Source organism: Comamonas sp. 4034 (genome assembly GCF_050434545.1).
GTDB classification, from domain to species: Bacteria; Pseudomonadota; Gammaproteobacteria; order Burkholderiales; family Burkholderiaceae_C; genus Comamonas; species Comamonas odontotermitis.
Map to the genome: position 1 here is coordinate 1 of NZ_JBNDIT010000012.1, position 15,058 is coordinate 15,058.

Annotated in this window: 12 protein-coding genes and 1 pseudogene; 8 read left to right on the forward strand and 5 right to left on the reverse strand. The window is 61.6% G+C overall.

All coding sequences use genetic code 11. The features are described from left to right. Window positions 1–44: 44 nt before the first annotated feature. Together ABIE32_RS13740 and ABIE32_RS13745 are read left to right on the forward strand one after the other, a co-directional pair. Window positions 45–527 carry a YncE family protein gene (locus tag ABIE32_RS13740; protein ID WP_429017160.1) on the forward strand — a complete coding sequence of 161 codons (483 nt, stop codon included), beginning with the start codon at window positions 45–47 and terminating at the stop codon, window positions 525–527. Window positions 528–584: 57 nt separating this feature from the next. Further along, a pseudogene (locus tag ABIE32_RS13745) lies at window positions 585–1,067 on the forward strand (IS5 family transposase); the annotation flags it as partial. 143 nt (window positions 1,068–1,210) lie between these two features. On the opposite strand, the gene parC reads toward ABIE32_RS13745, so the two are convergent. Beyond that, a complete protein-coding gene (gene parC, locus ABIE32_RS13750; RefSeq protein ID WP_224151726.1) occupies window positions 1,211–3,571 on the reverse strand; it encodes a DNA topoisomerase IV subunit A in 2,361 nt (786 codons plus the stop codon). A 198-nt stretch (window positions 3,572–3,769) separates the two neighbouring features. Continuing rightward, complete coding sequence (locus ABIE32_RS13755) at window positions 3,770–5,746, reverse strand: DNA topoisomerase IV subunit B (protein WP_429016960.1); 1,977 nt, start codon at window positions 5,744–5,746, stop codon at window positions 3,770–3,772. 198 nt (window positions 5,747–5,944) lie between these two features. Between ABIE32_RS13755 and ABIE32_RS13760 the strand changes: the two genes are divergently transcribed. The 6 genes from ABIE32_RS13760 to ABIE32_RS13785 all read left to right on the forward strand — a co-directional run bounded on the left by ABIE32_RS13760 (window position 5,945) and on the right by ABIE32_RS13785 (window position 10,836). Further along, the gene (locus ABIE32_RS13760) at window positions 5,945–7,171 is read left to right on the forward strand and encodes an MFS transporter (protein ID WP_429016962.1); all 1,227 of its coding nucleotides are present in this window, start codon (window positions 5,945–5,947) and stop codon (window positions 7,169–7,171) included. A gap of 26 nt (window positions 7,172–7,197) precedes the next feature. Further along, window positions 7,198–7,359, forward strand: coding sequence for a hypothetical protein (locus ABIE32_RS13765; RefSeq protein WP_429016964.1), 162 nt, complete (start codon window positions 7,198–7,200; stop codon window positions 7,357–7,359). Window positions 7,360–7,423: 64 nt separating this feature from the next. Beyond that, window positions 7,424–7,981 (forward strand): class I SAM-dependent methyltransferase, encoded by a 558-nt coding sequence (locus ABIE32_RS13770; protein ID WP_429016965.1) that lies wholly within the window; start codon window positions 7,424–7,426, stop codon window positions 7,979–7,981. 276 nt (window positions 7,982–8,257) lie between these two features. Continuing rightward, window positions 8,258–8,524, forward strand: coding sequence for a hypothetical protein (locus ABIE32_RS13775; protein ID WP_224151721.1), 267 nt, complete (start codon window positions 8,258–8,260; stop codon window positions 8,522–8,524). A gap of 111 nt (window positions 8,525–8,635) precedes the next feature. Then, complete coding sequence (locus ABIE32_RS13780; protein ID WP_429016967.1) at window positions 8,636–10,147, forward strand: ATP-binding protein; 1,512 nt, start codon at window positions 8,636–8,638, stop codon at window positions 10,145–10,147. Beyond that, window positions 10,144–10,836 (forward strand): response regulator, encoded by a 693-nt coding sequence (locus ABIE32_RS13785; protein WP_429016970.1) that lies wholly within the window; start codon window positions 10,144–10,146, stop codon window positions 10,834–10,836. Before ABIE32_RS13780 ends, ABIE32_RS13785 begins: the two co-directional genes overlap by 4 nt. Window positions 10,837–10,886: 50 nt before the next feature. On the opposite strand, the gene ABIE32_RS13790 is transcribed toward ABIE32_RS13785, so the two are convergent. The 3 genes from ABIE32_RS13790 to ABIE32_RS13800 all read right to left on the reverse strand — a co-directional run bounded on the left by ABIE32_RS13790 (window position 10,887) and on the right by ABIE32_RS13800 (window position 14,816). Continuing rightward, on the reverse strand, window positions 10,887–11,603 hold the full coding sequence (locus ABIE32_RS13790) for an MgtC/SapB family protein (RefSeq protein ID WP_224151716.1): 717 nt from the start codon (window positions 11,601–11,603) through the stop codon (window positions 10,887–10,889). Between the two features lie 56 nt (window positions 11,604–11,659). Beyond that, complete coding sequence (gene mgtA, locus ABIE32_RS13795; protein ID WP_429016972.1) at window positions 11,660–14,404, reverse strand: magnesium-translocating P-type ATPase; 2,745 nt, start codon at window positions 14,402–14,404, stop codon at window positions 11,660–11,662. Between the two features lie 220 nt (window positions 14,405–14,624). Beyond that, window positions 14,625–14,816, reverse strand: a complete 192-nt coding sequence (locus ABIE32_RS13800) for a hypothetical protein (protein WP_429016974.1) — start codon at window positions 14,814–14,816, stop codon at window positions 14,625–14,627. Window positions 14,817–15,058 lie beyond the last annotated feature (242 nt).

Sequence of the window (15,058 nt, forward strand, 5' to 3'; positions counted from 1 at the left end):
CCGAGCTGGGCACGCCCCAAACGGTGGCCGTGGCATAACTACGTCTGGGGTTTGGGGAGACTCAGTCCCAAACCGATTTATGCAACAAGGCCACCAAGACCGACAAGATCGATGCAGAGATCACTGGATTCAAGAAAATTCGCGCAATCTCAGTAAGTTCTGACGGGAAGACTCTGTTTGCAGCCAATAGTGGTAGCAACGATATTGCGGTGGTTGACATCGACGCTCGCCAAATTGCCTCAACAGTACCCGTAGGCCGGGATCCTTATGGTGCATCGCTTTCGCCGGATGGCCGCCAAATCTACACAGGAAACTTGGCCGACAACTCGGTGTCTGTCATTGACGTTGCAACGCTCAAGGTGACTGCCACCATTGAGGGGTTTAAACAGCCACGCCAGGCAATTGTCTTTACCCGTGACGGACGCTATGCCTATGTCCTGAATGAAGACCTGAGCATCGCTAAAGTCGATCGCAGCTTGCTGCGTATTACCTCCACACTGCCTGCATCAGCACATTCCAGACCCTAGCTGAAAGTCTGATCGGCTTTTTTGCACCAATCCGGGCCGCAGCGGTAATAAGCTCAGATGGTGAGTGAGGCGAACCGGGGACGGCGCAAGTACCACACCACAAACTGGAAGGCGTACAACGCGGCACTGAAAGCCCGAGGCGACTTGAGCACCTGGCTGGACGCCGGACTGCAGTGGCTGGCTCCTGCGAGCGGCAAGCGTGGGCGCAGCCAGACGTTCTCAGACGCTGCCATCCCGCTTTACCTGACCATCAAATGCTTGTTTGACTTGCCCCTGCGTCAGACATTGAGGCTGGCGTAGTCGCTGCACAAAATGGCTGGCCTGCCTTGGACTGCGTCCGGCTACAGCACGGTGTGCCGTAGGCAAAAGAGTCAGAATGCGCAGGCGCAGATGCACTACCGACCAAGCAGCCAGGGCCCGCACATGCTCGCTGACTCCACGGGCATCAAGTTCCTGGGCGAAGGCGAGTGAAAAACCAAGAGGCATGAAGCCGAACGCCGTCGCCAGTGGCGCAAGGTGCATCTGGGTATGAGCGGCAAGTAGCCGTGCTCAGCATTCTGGCATCCACCCTCCATCGATTCACCAAACTGGGGACGCCCCAGACAGTGGCTGAGGCATAACTGTGTCTGGAGTTTGGGGAGACTCAGCTTCAGACTGATTTATGCAACAAAGCTCCCCGTCGGTCACTCCACGCGGAACACCGCGTTCGGCTTGAAGCCCAGGTCGGCTGCCTTGCCCTTCTTGGCGCGGCTGGACTTGGCGTTGTTCAGGCTGCGGATCTCCAGCGTTTCCTCGCGCGCCTTGCCGCCACGGCCAATGCCCTCGATGCGAATGCTGCGCGTGTAGGCGGCGGCGCCCGCCAGGCGGTCATTGCCCTCCAGATCGATCAGCTTGAGGCCCTTGCCACCATTGGCCATCTGGTTCAGTTCGGTGATGTCGAACGTGAGGATGCGTCCGCCCGCCGAGGCGCAGACCACATGGGTGGCATCTGGCAGCTCGACGCTGCCATTGGTGCCCGACACGAGCGAGGGACGGCACAGCGTATCGCCGTCGGCCAGCGTGACAAAGGCCTTGCCGCCCTTCTGGCGCGAAACCATGTTCTCCACCTGCGCGGTAAAGCCGTAACCAGCGCTTGATGCCAGCAGCAGACTGGCGGGCAGCGGCCCGGCAAAGTAGTAGAGAATCTGCGTGCCTGCCTCCAGCTCCATCATCGTGGTCACCGGCTGGCCATCACCCCGCCCGCCCGGCAAGGCGGCCACCGGGATTGAGTAGACCCGACCGTTGCTGCCAAATACCAGCAACTGGTCGACCGTGCGACATTCAAAGGTGCCGTACAGGCTGTCGCCCGACTTGAAGCTGAAGCTGCCGGTCTCGTGGCCATGGCCGGTGCGCGCACGCACCCAGCCTTTTTCGGACACCACAACGGTGACGGGTTCATCCACCACCTTGACTTCAGCAACCGCCTTTTTCTCCTCCTGAATCAAGGTACGGCGCGCATCGGCAAACTGCTTGGCGTCGCTTTCGATTTCCTTGACCATCAGGCGCTTGAGCGAAGCGGGATTGGCCAGAATGTCTTCGAGCTTGCCCTGCTCTTCGCGCAACTCCTTGAGTTCCTGCTCGATCTTGATGGCTTCCAGCCGTGCCAGTTGGCGCAGACGGATTTCCAGGATGTCGTCGGCCTGGCGCTCCGTCAGGTCAAAGCGCGCCATCAGCGCGGCCTTGGGCTCATCGCTGGCGCGGATGATGGCAATCACCTCGTCGATGTTCAGCAGAACCAGCTGGCGACCTTCGAGGATGTGGATACGGTCCAGCACCTTGGTGAGACGGTGCTGCGAGCGGCGGGTGATGGTGATCTGGCGGAACTCGATCCACTCCTCCAGCATCTGGCGCAGCGATTTCTGCGTTGGCTTGCCGTCGATGCCGATCATCGTCAGGTTGATCGATGACGAGGTCTCCAGGCTGGTGTGTGCCAACAGGCAGGTGATCAATTCGGATTGTGGCGTCTTGCCGGTCTTGGGCTCGAACACCAGACGCACCGCCGCGTCCTTGCTCGACTCGTCGCGCACACCATCGAGCACCGACAGCACCGTGGCCTTGAGCTGGGTCTGGTCCTGCGTCAGCGCTTTCTTGCCGGTCTTGACCTTGGGGTTGGTCAGGTCCTCGATCTCTTCGAGCACCTTCTGCGAAGAGACACCGGGCGGCAGCTCGTTCACCACCAGTTGCCACTGGCCACGCGCCAGCTCTTCAATCGTCCAGCGCGCGCGCACCTTGATGGAACCACGGCCGGTGCGGTAGGCATCGGCAATATCCTTGTCGCTGCTGATGATCTGACCGCCACCCGGGTAATCGGGGCCAGGAACGATGGCGTGCAGATCGGCGTCCGTCATCGCGGGCTTCTTGATCAGCGCCACGCAGGCATCGGCCACTTCACGCAGGTTGTGGCTGGGGATTTCGGTTGCCAAGCCCACGGCAATGCCGCTGGCGCCATTCAACAGCGCAAAGGGCAGGCGTGCAGGCAACTGGGCAGGCTCTTCTTCCTTGCCGTCGTAATTGGGCACGAAGTCGACGGTGCCCATGTCGATCTCGTCGAGCAGCAAGGTGGTGATCTTGGCCAGCCGCGCTTCGGTGTAACGCATGGCTGCTGCGCCATCGCCGTCACGGCTACCGAAGTTGCCCTGTCCATCGACCAACGGGTAGCGCTGAGAAAAATCCTGCGCCATGCGTACCATGGCGTCGTAGATGGCCGAGTCGCCATGCGGGTGGTACTTGCCCATGGTGTCACCCACCACGCGCGCGCTCTTGGCGGGAGCAGCGCCATGCGCCGCATTGGCCCCCGAAAATCCCAGACCCATGCGCGCCATGGTGTACAGGATGCGGCGCTGCACGGGCTTCTGGCCGTCGCACACATCGGGCAGCGCACGGCCCTTGACGACCGAGAGCGCGTACTCCAGATAGGCACGCTGGGCGTAGTTGCCCAGATCAAGACTGCCGCCGTCATCCGGCGGTGTGTTGGACAACAGGTCCAAACCGGTTTGTTCACTCATATTTTGATAGCTTTCTGCGCTTGATAGACGGGCGTCAGCAATGGTTTTATCTATTGATGCGGCGCCATTTGGTGCTAGAGCGGTGGTGGTTGACTTATTCCGTATCTCCACCATTCGAATACACGAAGGCGAAGCGAAGGCAGTGCTGTAGCACGACGAGCGAAGCCGACAAAGTCATCGGATGGTTGAGGAATGGAATCAGACGTCGATCTCCACATCGTTGCCGTGAATCTCCATCAGATCGCGCCGCGCGGCGGCTTCGCCCTTGCCCATCAGCTGGCCCATCACCTGCTGCGTCTGCTGCAGGTCGGAGTGCGTCAGCATTATTGGCTGCAGGCGGCGGGTGTCGGGGTTGAGAGTGGTATCCCACAATTGCTCGGCATTCATCTCGCCCAGGCCCTTGAAACGGCTGACCTTGCACTTCTCGCGCGCAACACCGTCCTTGGCGGCCTTGTCGAAGATGCCCTTGAGTTCAGCCTCATCAAGCGCATACAGTTTGGCCGCCGGTTTTTTGCCACGCGCTGGAATGTCCACGCGAAAGAGCGGTGGCCGCGCCACGCAGACATGGCCTGCATCGATGAGCTTGGGGAAGTGCTTGAAGAACAGCGTCAGCAGCAGCACCTGGATGTGCGAACCATCCACATCCGCATCCGAGAGAATGCAGATCTTGCCGTAGCGCAGGCCGCTCAAGTCAACCTCGTCATTGGGGCCGTGGGGATCCACGCCAATGGCAACGGCAATGTCATGCACTTCGGTGTTCTTGAACAACAGGTCGCGGTCCACTTCCCAGGTGTTGAGCACCTTGCCGCGCAGTGGCAGCACGGCCTGGGTTTCCTTGTCACGGCCCATTTTGGCGCTGCCGCCCGCCGAATCCCCCTCGACCAGGAAGACTTCGTTGTAGGCGATGTCACGGCTTTCGCAATCGGTCAGCTTGCCGGGCAGCACGGCCACGCCACTGCCCTTGCGTTTTTCGACCTTCTGACCCGCACGCTGGCGGGTCTGCGCGGCCTTGATGGCGATTTCTGCGAGTTTCTTGCCATATTCCACGTTTTCGTGCAGCCACAGCTCCAGAGCAGGCCGCACCATGCCCGAGACCAGGCGCACGGCATCGCGCGAGTTGAGGCGCTCCTTGATCTGGCCCTGGAACTGCGGATCCAGCACCTTGGCCGACAGCACATAATTGGCGCGGGCAAACACGTCCTCAGGCATCAGCTTGACGCCCTTGGGCAGCAGCGAATGCAGCTCGATGAAGCTCTTGACCGCCTGGAACAGACCGTCGCGCAGGCCGCTTTCGTGCGTACCGCCCGCACTGGTGGGAATCAGGTTGACATAGCTCTCGCGCACCGGCTGGCCTTCTTCGGTAAAGGCCACGCACCACGAGGCGCCCTCGCCTTCGGCGAAGTTGTCATCGTGTTTGCCAGCAAAGCCCTCGCCTTCGAATACCGGAATGACCGGGTCCACAGGCAGGGTCTGCAGCAGGTAGTCCTTGAGGCCGCCCTTGTACAGCCAGGTCTGCGTGTCGCGGGTCTTGTCGTTGGTGAGCTGCACGCTCACGCCTGGCATCAGCACGGCCTTGCTGCGCAGCAGGTGCACCAGTTCGCCCATGGGCAGGTTGCTGGATTCGAAATACTTGGCATCCGGCCAGACGCGAACGGTTGTGCCCTGCTTGCGGTCGCCGCTGGTGAGCGCGCGCACCTTCAGCGGCTCGACCACATCCCCCCCGGCAAACGCCATGGTGGCGGCAGAGCCTTCGCGATGCACCGTCACCTCCAGGCGTGTGGCCAATGCATTGGTGACCGAAACACCCACACCGTGCAGGCCGCCCGAGAAGCTGTAGGCGCCCCCCTGGCCCTTGTCGAACTTGCCGCCGGCATGCAGGCGGGTGAAGACCAGCTCGACCACGGGCGCGTGCTCTTCCGGGTGCAGGCCGAACGGAATGCCGCGACCATCGTCTTCCACGCTAATGGAAGCGTCGGTGTGCAGGTAGACGCGGATCTTCTTGCCGAACCCGGCCAGGGCCTCGTCGGCCGCGTTGTCGATCACCTCCTGAATGATGTGCAGCGGGTTGTCGGTGCGGGTATACATGCCCGGACGCTGCTTGACCGGCTCCAGTCCCTTGAGGACGCGTATCGAGCCTTCTCCGTATTCACTGGTAGACGTGTTTTTGCTTGCCATAACTTTCCATTCTAGCGGCTGCCATTGTAGATAGCTGTATGAATAAACAGGTAGAAGTTGTTAACGATTGGCTCCAGAGCGTGCAAAAACCTTCCTGGACTCCCAAATGGGCCTGAAACATGGCCGGTCAATATACGGGTGACAGCTGGTTTGCTGCGTTGCAGTAACAATTCTGTTATTACGAGACAGCCTAAGCATATGCAACACAACAACGCACAACATTTGTCCATCGCCCGCGTCCTGCTGTGCGGCGGAGCCGTGGTCACCTTGTCGATGGGCATTCGTCACGGTTTTGGCCTGTGGCTGCAACCCATCACGCAGGAGATGGGCTGGACACGCGAGTCCTTCGCCTTTGCGCTGGCCGTGCAGAACCTCAGCTGGGGCTTGATCGGCATCTTCACCGGCATGCTGGCAGACCGTTTTGGCGCCACCAAGGTGCTGGTGGCAGGCGCCTTGCTGTACGCGCTGGGCCTGGCAGGCATGGCCTGGGCACCCAATACCGTGCTGTTTGCACTGACGGCCGGCCTGCTAATCGGCATGGCGCAGACCGGAACGACCTATGCGGTGATCTACGGTGTGATTGGCCGGCAGATACCGCCAGAGAGACGCTCCTGGGCCATGGGCGTGGCTGCTGCCGCAGGCTCGTTCGGCCAGTTCTTCATGGTGCCGGTCGAAGGCCAGTTGATCGCCAGCCTGGGCTGGCACAACGCGCTGGTGGTGTGCGCACTGCTGGTGCTGGTCATCGTGCCGCTGGCCTTTGCCCTGCGCGAGCCCAATTTCCATGCCATCAAGAAGGCTTCGGCCAACGGCCACCAACAAACCATTGCACAGGCGGTGGCAGAGGCCTTCAAGAATCCGAGCTTTCTGCTGCTGACTGCTGGCTACTTCGTCTGCGGCTTCCAGGTCATGTTCATCGGCGTGCACATGCCCAGCTACCTGAAGGATTTTGGCCTGCCCGCGCACGTGGCCAGCTATTCCCTGGCGTTGATCGGGCTCTTCAACATCTTTGGTACCTATCTCGCAGGATCGCTGGGCCAACGCATGGCCAAGCGCTACCTGCTCTCGGGCATCTACTTCATCCGCGCCGTGGCCATCATCATCTTTCTGCTGGTGCCGCTGTCGCCCTGGTCGGTGTATGCGTTTGCGGCGGTGATGGGCTTTTTGTGGCTGTCGACGGTGCCGCTCACCAATGGCGTGATCGCCCAGGTGTTTGGCGTGCAGCACCTGTCCATGCTGTCGGGATTTGTGTTCTTCAGCCACCAGATCGGCAGCTTCCTGGGCATCTGGCTCGGTGGTTACCTGTACGACCACACGGGCAGCTATGACGCAGTGTGGTACGTGGCCATTGCGCTGGGCATCTTCGCGGGCCTCGTGAATCTGCCCGTCAAGGAAAGCCCCGTACAACGCAGCACAGCCATTGCTTAAATGCCGCTGGGCGTACACTCGGCACCATGACCACCCCATCCGCCACCCCGCTCGCACCGCGCCGCCGCCTGTGGCTGCGAGCAGGCGGCTGGGCGCTGGCTGCGGTGGTGCTGGCTGCCGTATTCATGCTGTACACGCAGCCCGAATTCATGGTGCGAATGGCCGACCATGTGTGGGCCTGCTTCTAGTAGCTTGAAAAACGGCATTGTGCGCCCGGCCACTATGCGCAACAAGCTCCATTTTTAATAGCAAATGCACTCTGGCAGCCTTCCCTCCGCCTGGATTACCCGCTTTGCACCACTGGTTCCGCGGAACGGAACGGCGCTTGATGTGGCCTGCGGCACTGGTCGCCATGCGCGCCACATGCAGTCACTGGGCCTGCAGGTGACTGGCCTGGACCGCGACGCTGCAGCCATTGATGGGTTGCGCGGTGACACCCAAGGTGAATGGATCGTTGCCGATATCGAAAACGCCCCCTGGCCGCTGCCCCATCAGCAGTTTGACGCCGTGGTGGTGACGAACTACCTGTGGCGGCCGCTGTGGCCGCACATTCTGGACAGCGTGGCCGCTGGCGGCCTGCTGCTGTACGAGACCTTTGCCGCAGACAACGAAGCCTTTGGCAAGCCTTCGCGGGCCGACTTCCTGCTTCAGCCTGGTGAACTGCTGCAAGTGTGTGCGGGCTGGCATATCGTGGCTTTTGAACAGGGGCTCCTCACCGCCCCGGATCGCGTGGTTCAGCGCATTGCCGCACGCAAGCCGGGCGCTGATGGTGATGACGAGACGCCCTCGTCGCTTGTATACCCTGCCTGATGCGCAGCATTTCTTGCCAGCGCTTTGCATAACTTTGCGCAGCTGCGTGTGCCTGGGCATGGACCCATCAACCTGCAAGGCGCGCCAATAAAGGGCCTGGCACACGATTGCGCTTTGTCACAAGCTCCTCAGACCCTCTCCAATTTCCTCCTCATTTGGCTTCTAAAGTACATCCATTGGCTCTGCAGCCAGGTGCAAAACACACTCCAGTTCTTCTGCTCTTGCAGATTGTTTTGTTTTCCCGCAGAGCCATCTTTTTGATGAAAGGGAATGTGCATGAAAGCCATCGAGATGAGTTGCCTGCTGCTGTCGGGCGCTGCCATGACCGGTGCCCTGTTGCTGGGTACGCTGTCCAGCAACGCCCATGCGGCGCCTGCCGCCGCCAAAACCGCCGTGCCCAAGGAAGCCATTGAGGCTTGCAAGGGCAAGAAGGAAGGCGACAAGGTGGATTTGCCCATGGGCAATGGCAAAACAGCCAAAGCCTTTTGCCGCAAAGCAGGCAACCAGTTGGTTGCCATGCGCACGGCCTCTATCGGTCCGTGAGGACCTCCTCTGCGACACTCCTACACACACCACGCACTGTGTAAGAGAATAGCCGGGCAGGCATTGTGTCTGCCCGTTTTACCTTTTTACCCTCTACTTTCCAACTTGTATTTGAACCGCCTCCAAACCCGCGTCCTGCTTGCCATGGTCCTGCTGCTGCTCGGTCTGCTGCTGGGCTTTGCAGGCTTTTCGTACTGGAGCCTGCAGCGCGGTCTGGCGCCTTACGTTGCGCAGATCGAGCTGGGGCGGCTGGAATACCTGGAGAGTCAGCTCAGACGCGAGTACGCCAAGGAGCAAAGCTGGTCAGGCCTCAGCCCTGAGCGCTGGAATGCCTTGACCCGATTTGGCGCCCAGGCCGCCATACCGGTTACGCCCCCATCGGACGACAACAAACCCAGGGGCGCCACGATAGGCCCTTTGCGCACACCCGATCTGAAGCCCATTGAGCGCCATCCCTTGCATGAGCGCCTGGGCCTGCTCGATGCCAAAGGCCAGCTGATTGCCGGGGTAGCACCGCAGGCCGCCAGTGCGACCAACCCGCTGTTTGACAACAAGCACCAGTTGATCGGTACTTTGACCCTGGGGCCGCCCGCCGATCTGAAGAACCAGATCGACAGCGCCTTCCTCAAGGAACACCTGGTATTTCTGGCCATTGCGGCCGGTCTGGGGTTGGTGGTGGCGGGCGCCCTGTCCTGGTGGCTCAGCCGCCGCTGGATCCGGCCAATCGAAGCGCTGTCCAAAGGCGCCCAAGCCTTTGCGCAGGGCCAGCTCGACTACCGCATTGCAGCCGAAGGCAGTGATGAGCTGGGCCAGTTGGCGCGCCGCTTCAACCACATGGCCGCGCAATTGCACGAAGCACAGGCCCAGCAGAACGAATGGCTGACCCAGGTGGCGCATGAGTTGCGCACGCCCCTGGCCGCTGTGCGTGCAGAGATCGAAGCCATTCAGGACGGTATCCGCCAGTTTGACGCAAACACCAGCGAGCGCCTGCACCGGCAGATCATGCGCCTGACCCAACTGGTGGCCGACATGCGCGCGACCATCCCCACCACGCTCGCAGTCCAGGCCCCGCAAGACGCGCCTGCCTTGCAACTGACCGCGCCGCGCGCGGCATCTGCCGTGGCGCTGGACCTGCGGGCCCTCGTGGCCGAAGCCGTGGATGCCGTGCAGATGCGCTTTGTGCAGGCGCAGATTGCCTTGCCGCCAGCAGCCACCCTGGCACAGAGCCTGCCAGTTGCCTGGATACACGGCAATGCAGCGCAGTTGCATCAGGTGTTGGGCAATATTTTTGAGAATAATCTGCGCTACACCGATGCGCCGGGCACGGTGGCCATCAGCGCCAGCGTGCATGAGGCTGCTGCCGCCAGCAGCCAGCAGCGCTGGATTGAACTGCATATCGACGACAGTGCTCCGGGCGTTGCCCCGGCAGACCAGCCGCGTATCTTTGAACGGTTTTACCGCGTGGAAGCCTCACGCAGCCGCGCCAGCGGTGGCTCAGGCCTGGGCCTGGCCATCTGCAAAAGCATTGTGCAGGCCCATGGTGGCCAATTGCGTGCCAGTGCATCTGCACTGGGCGGCCTGCGCATGACCGTGATCCTGCCCTTGACGGACCCCAACCCATGAACAGTGTCAAACCCCGCATTCTGTATGCCGAAGACGAGGCCGACATCGCCTCGGTTGTGACCGACTACCTGCACCATGCGGGCTACGAGGTCGAGCACTTTGCCGATGGCTCGCAAGCCCTGGCGGCGGCCATTGCACGTCCACCGGCGCTTGCCATCCTCGATTTGATGCTGCCGGGCACCGACGGCCTCACGATCCTGCGTGAATGCCGCGCGCGCCAGCTGTGCCCGGTCATCTGCCTCACCGCCAAGGTGGAAGAGGTGGACCGCCTCATTGGGCTGGAAATGGGTGCCGACGACTACATCTGCAAACCGTTTTCCCCGCGCGAGTTGATTGCCCGCGTCAAGGTGGTGCTGCGCCGCAACCAGGTCGGAGAAGCGATGGCAAGCGGCGCCGCCGTTTCTGATTGGCGGCTGGATGACGCCACCTGCCAAGCCAGCTGGCGCGGTCAGGACCTGGGGCTCACACGGCGCGAGTACACGCTGCTGTCCATCCTGCATCGCCACCCCGGCAAGATCTATCCGCGCAGCCAGTTGCTGGATCTGGCCTATGCCGACGCGCTGGAAGTGAGTGACCGCGCCATCGACAGCCACATCAAGAACCTGCGCAAAAAGCTGCGGGTAGTGTTGGGAGAGGATGCGGAGTGCATCCGCTCCGTGTACGGTGTGGGCTTTGCGTTTGAGGCCTGATCGGCAAACCTTCATCGCCTCTTTTTTGACAGGCCGCCATCGCCCCTGTATCAGTCCCTCGTACTGGGGCTCCAGAAGGCCTGGCGTACACCCGGTTTGACAGCCAGTTGCTGCACAAGGGCATCCAGCTCGTCACCATGAACGGACTGCGCCGCCAGCGTCGCCTCGATCACCACTTCCTCGTCACCAAAAGGTTTGATGTCGATGTCACCTGGCGGATAGCCGCCACGCTCCAGCACATCCTGCAGCATGGCCAGGGCCAGCCGCTGGTGCAGCCGCTCGGCCACCACAAAGACGGCGTTCGTCACCTCGGTGGACACCACATCCAGCGGCTTGCGGTTGATGGCATTGACCAGCGGGCGCAGCAAGGTATTGGCTGCCAGCACCATGACCGTGCCCATCACGGCCTGCACGATCAGATCGGCACCGGCGGCAGCGCCCACGGCTGCCGACCCCCACAAGGTGGCGGCCGTGTTCAACCCGCGCACGTTACCCTCTTCACGCATGATGACGCCGGCGCCCAGAAAGCCGATACCCGACACCACATAGGCCATCACCCGCACAGCGCCGTCGGCCCCGGCAATGGTGTTGGCACTGTCGACAAAAATCGCCGCCCCCACGGCTACCAGCACATTGGTGCGCAACCCCGCCGTGCGCTGGCGGTACTGGCGCTCCAGCCCAATCAAGGTGCCCAGCACAAAGGCCGTGACCAGGCTGAGCAAGGTATTGAGCAGCGAATCGAGCTGCATGAACTTCAAAGCTTCCACGGTTGTGATCCCCTCTTGTCTTTCACCATTGTTCACTCACAAGCAACAGGTGGCATCTATTGCCAGCCAAAGCGACGGATATACCATTTCTTCATGACCTGCGTGAGACCCATGTAGGCCAGCACGATCAGCACCAGATACACGAAGTACGAGCCGGGCAAGGCCTCCAGCTTGAAATGCGAGGCCAGCGGCCCCATGGGCAGAAAGATGCCGATGGCCATCACGGCAAGCGTCATCAGAATCACCGGCCATGCCGCGCGGCTCTGGATGAACGGAATGCGCGCCGTGCGGATCATGTGCACGATCAGCGACTGCGTGAGCAGCCCCACGACAAACCAGCCTGACTGGAACAGGGTCTGTTTCTCCGGCGTGTTGGCATCGAACACCTTCCACATCAGCACAAAGGTCAGGATGTCGAACACCGAACTGATGGGGCCAAAGAACACCATGAAGCGGCCGATGTCCGCAGGGTTCCAGCGCTGCGGGTGGGTAATCAACTCTTCGTCCACATGGTCGAAGGGAATGGCGGTCTGCGACAGGTCGTACACCAGGTTCTGCACCAGCAATTGCAGCGGCAGCATGGGCAGAAACGGGATGAAGGCACTCGCCACCAGTACCGAGAACACATTGCCGAAGTTGGAGCTGGCCGTCATCTTGATGTACTTGAGCATGTTGGCAAAGGTACGTCTTCCCTCCTGCACGCCCTGCTCCAGCACCATCAGGCTCTTTTCCAGAAGGATGATGTCGGCCGCCTCCTTGGCCACATCGACGGCCGTATCGACTGAGATGCCGATGTCGGCCGCGCGCAGTGCCGCAGCATCATTGATGCCATCCCCCAGAAACCCCACCACGTGGCCATTGGCCTTGAGCATGCGCACGATGCGCTCCTTGTGCGCCGGGCTCAGCTTGGCAAAGATGTTGTGGGTCTCCACGGCCCGGGCCAGTTCCACATCGTCCATGCACTCCACATCGCCGCCCAGCACCATGGCCTGCTCGGTGATGCCCACTTCCTTGCAGACCTTGGCCGTGACGGCAGCGTTGTCCCCCGTCAACACCTTGATATGCACACCATGCTGCGTCAGCGCCTGCAAGGCGGGAGCCGTGCTCTCCTTGGGCGGATCGATGAAGGCAACAAAGCCGCATAGCGCCATGCCAGCCTCGTCGGCCACACCGTAGCTTTGCTGGTTGGCGGCGCTCTCGCGCGTGGCCACGGCCACCACACGCAGGCCCTGGTTGTTCAGCTCCTCGGTCACCGCCACAATGCGGCTGCGCAGGCCATCATCGAGCGGCAGCACGGCGCCCGCCGCATGCACCGAGGCGCACACCTGCAGAATTTCGTCTACCGCCCCCTTGGTGATGAGAAGGTGATGCCCGCTGCCATCACTCACTACCACCGACATGCGCCGGCGCACGAAGTCGAAGGGAATCTCGTCCACCTTGGCGTAGTTGCGCACCACCTCCTGCAGTTCGGCGTGTTCCAGCACGGCAACGTCCAGCAGGTTCTTCAGGCCGGTCTGGTAGTAGCTGTTGAGGTAGGCCATGTCCAGCACGTGGTGCGACTCATCGCCCCAGGCGTCCAGATGGCGCGCCAGAAAAATCTTGTCTTGCGTCAGCGTACCGGTCTTGTCGGTACACAGCACATCCATGGCGCCGAAGTTCTGGATGGCGTCCAGCCGTTTGACGATGACCTGCTTGCGCGACAGGAACACCGCGCCCTTGGCGAGCGTGGCGGTCACGATCATCGGCAGCATCTCGGGCGTGAGGCCAACCGCCACCGACAGCGCAAACAGCAGCGCTTCGGTCCAGTCGCCCTTGGTGAAACCGTTGATGGCAAACACCAGCGGCACCATGACAAGCATGAAACGGATCAGCACCCAGCTGACCTTGTTGACACCGGTCTGGAATGCAGTCGGCGCCCGGTCCATGGCTGTGGCGCGCCCTGCCAGCGCCCCCAGATAGGTGCTGTTGCCCGTGGCCAATACCACCGCCGTGCCCGCGCCCGAAACCACATTCGTGCCCATGAAGACGATGTTGTCCAGATCCACGGGATTGCTCTGGTCTGCGCCCTGCAACTGGGCGAACTTCTCAACCGGCATTGATTCGCCCGTCATCGCCGACTGGGCCAGAAACAGATCCTTGGCCTGCAGCAGGCGGCAATCGGCGGGCACCATATCGCCAGCAGAGAGCTTGATGATGTCTCCCGGCACCAGCTCGCGCACCGGCAGCTCCAGCGCGGCGGGCGCGGTGGGAAAGCCCGATGGGCGTGCATCAGAGGGCTCATCCTCGCCCAGAACCCGGCGTCGCAGCACCGTCGCCGTATTGGACACCATCGCCTGCAGCGAGGCTGCTGCCTTGTTGGCGCGCCCCTCCTGCCAGAAGCGCAGCACTGTGGAGAGCAGGACCATGCTGCCGATGACGACCGTGCCCTTGAAATCGTCCGTCACCCAGGACACGATGGCGAGCAAGGTCAGCAGAATATTGAACGGCGTGCGAGAGCACAGCCACAGGTGCTCGCCCGCCGACATGGGCTTGTCCTGTGCAATGGTGTTCCAGCCCGCCTCGGCGCGCGCAGCGTCCACCTGGGCCGCGTCCAGGCCGTCGGTGGCACTGTTCAGGCCTTGCAGCAGTTCTGCTTCTGCAGCCAGTGCGGCTGCGCGCAGGCGGTCGCCCAAAGCAGCAGGCACACGCAGATCGGCTGGCGCCTTGGCCAGTTGATCGAGCATGGGGATGCGGCGGAAATGCTCGGCCCAGTGGCGCGAGCGCAGAAAGTTCACGAATCCGTTTTTCAGCGTGGTCAACATGGCCACCCTCCTTCAAGCGATGTGGTGCCGGGCACGGCGCAGCCGCACCCAAGGCAAGCTCAGTCATGAAGCGCGCAGGGCAAGCGGCATGCAGCCATGCGGGCGCGCACAGAGAAGGGGTTACTCCATTCCTTGATCAGCGGGACATGCGGGGATCAGGACCCAGCGATGGAGACAGTCGGCAAGGCGCTATGGCCCTGCGCTGCTCGTCAATGCCCGATCAGGAACGGAATGGGGTACTGAAAGGATCCAGGGCCGCAGCCAATGCGTGCAGCGGCTTGCGGTAAATGCCGCGATGCCCAAGGCGTGCAGCGCCGCGCGGCAGGCGTGCAGGATGCAGCCGCTGCGCAAGCCGCACGAGCTGCGACGACAAACGACGGCTGCAAGTGCGCAGCAACTTGCGTTTTTGCATGGTTCGCTCCCTATCCAGCGCACGGCAGCGCTCCGCCATGCCTGTTGCTGGGTCGATTTTTTGGAATGGGGTGCGAGCGAAACCTGTACGCTATATAAGGGTAGCTACAGGGATTCGCAGGCTGCCCGCCTGATTGGCAAGGCAGCGCGCAAAGCTGAGGCGTTTGCGGTTACCTTGCCTGTGGTGCGTTGGCGGCTGGCCAACAACTTGGTACGTCCACAGGACAACTCCTTTTCAACTGG

What these genes read in the sequence shown, in the direction of transcription:
- ABIE32_RS13765 (WP_429016964.1), top strand. Translation starts at nt 7,198, where the DNA reads ATGACCACCCCATCCGCCACCCCGCTCGCACCGCGCCGCCGCCTGTGG.
- ABIE32_RS13760 (WP_429016962.1), top strand. Translation starts at nt 5,945, where the DNA reads ATGCAACACAACAACGCACAACATTTGTCCATCGCCCGCGTCCTGCTG.
- ABIE32_RS13775 (WP_224151721.1), top strand. Translation starts at nt 8,258, where the DNA reads ATGAAAGCCATCGAGATGAGTTGCCTGCTGCTGTCGGGCGCTGCCATG.
- ABIE32_RS13785 (WP_429016970.1), top strand. Translation starts at nt 10,144, where the DNA reads ATGAACAGTGTCAAACCCCGCATTCTGTATGCCGAAGACGAGGCCGAC.
- ABIE32_RS13755 (WP_429016960.1), bottom strand. Translation starts at nt 5,746, where the DNA reads ATGGCAAGCAAAAACACGTCTACCAGTGAATACGGAGAAGGCTCGATA.
- parC (WP_224151726.1), bottom strand. Translation starts at nt 3,571, where the DNA reads ATGAGTGAACAAACCGGTTTGGACCTGTTGTCCAACACACCGCCGGAT.
- ABIE32_RS13800 (WP_429016974.1), bottom strand. Translation starts at nt 14,816, where the DNA reads ATGCAAAAACGCAAGTTGCTGCGCACTTGCAGCCGTCGTTTGTCGTCG.
- mgtA (WP_429016972.1), bottom strand. Translation starts at nt 14,404, where the DNA reads ATGTTGACCACGCTGAAAAACGGATTCGTGAACTTTCTGCGCTCGCGC.
- ABIE32_RS13770 (WP_429016965.1), top strand. Translation starts at nt 7,424, where the DNA reads ATGCACTCTGGCAGCCTTCCCTCCGCCTGGATTACCCGCTTTGCACCA.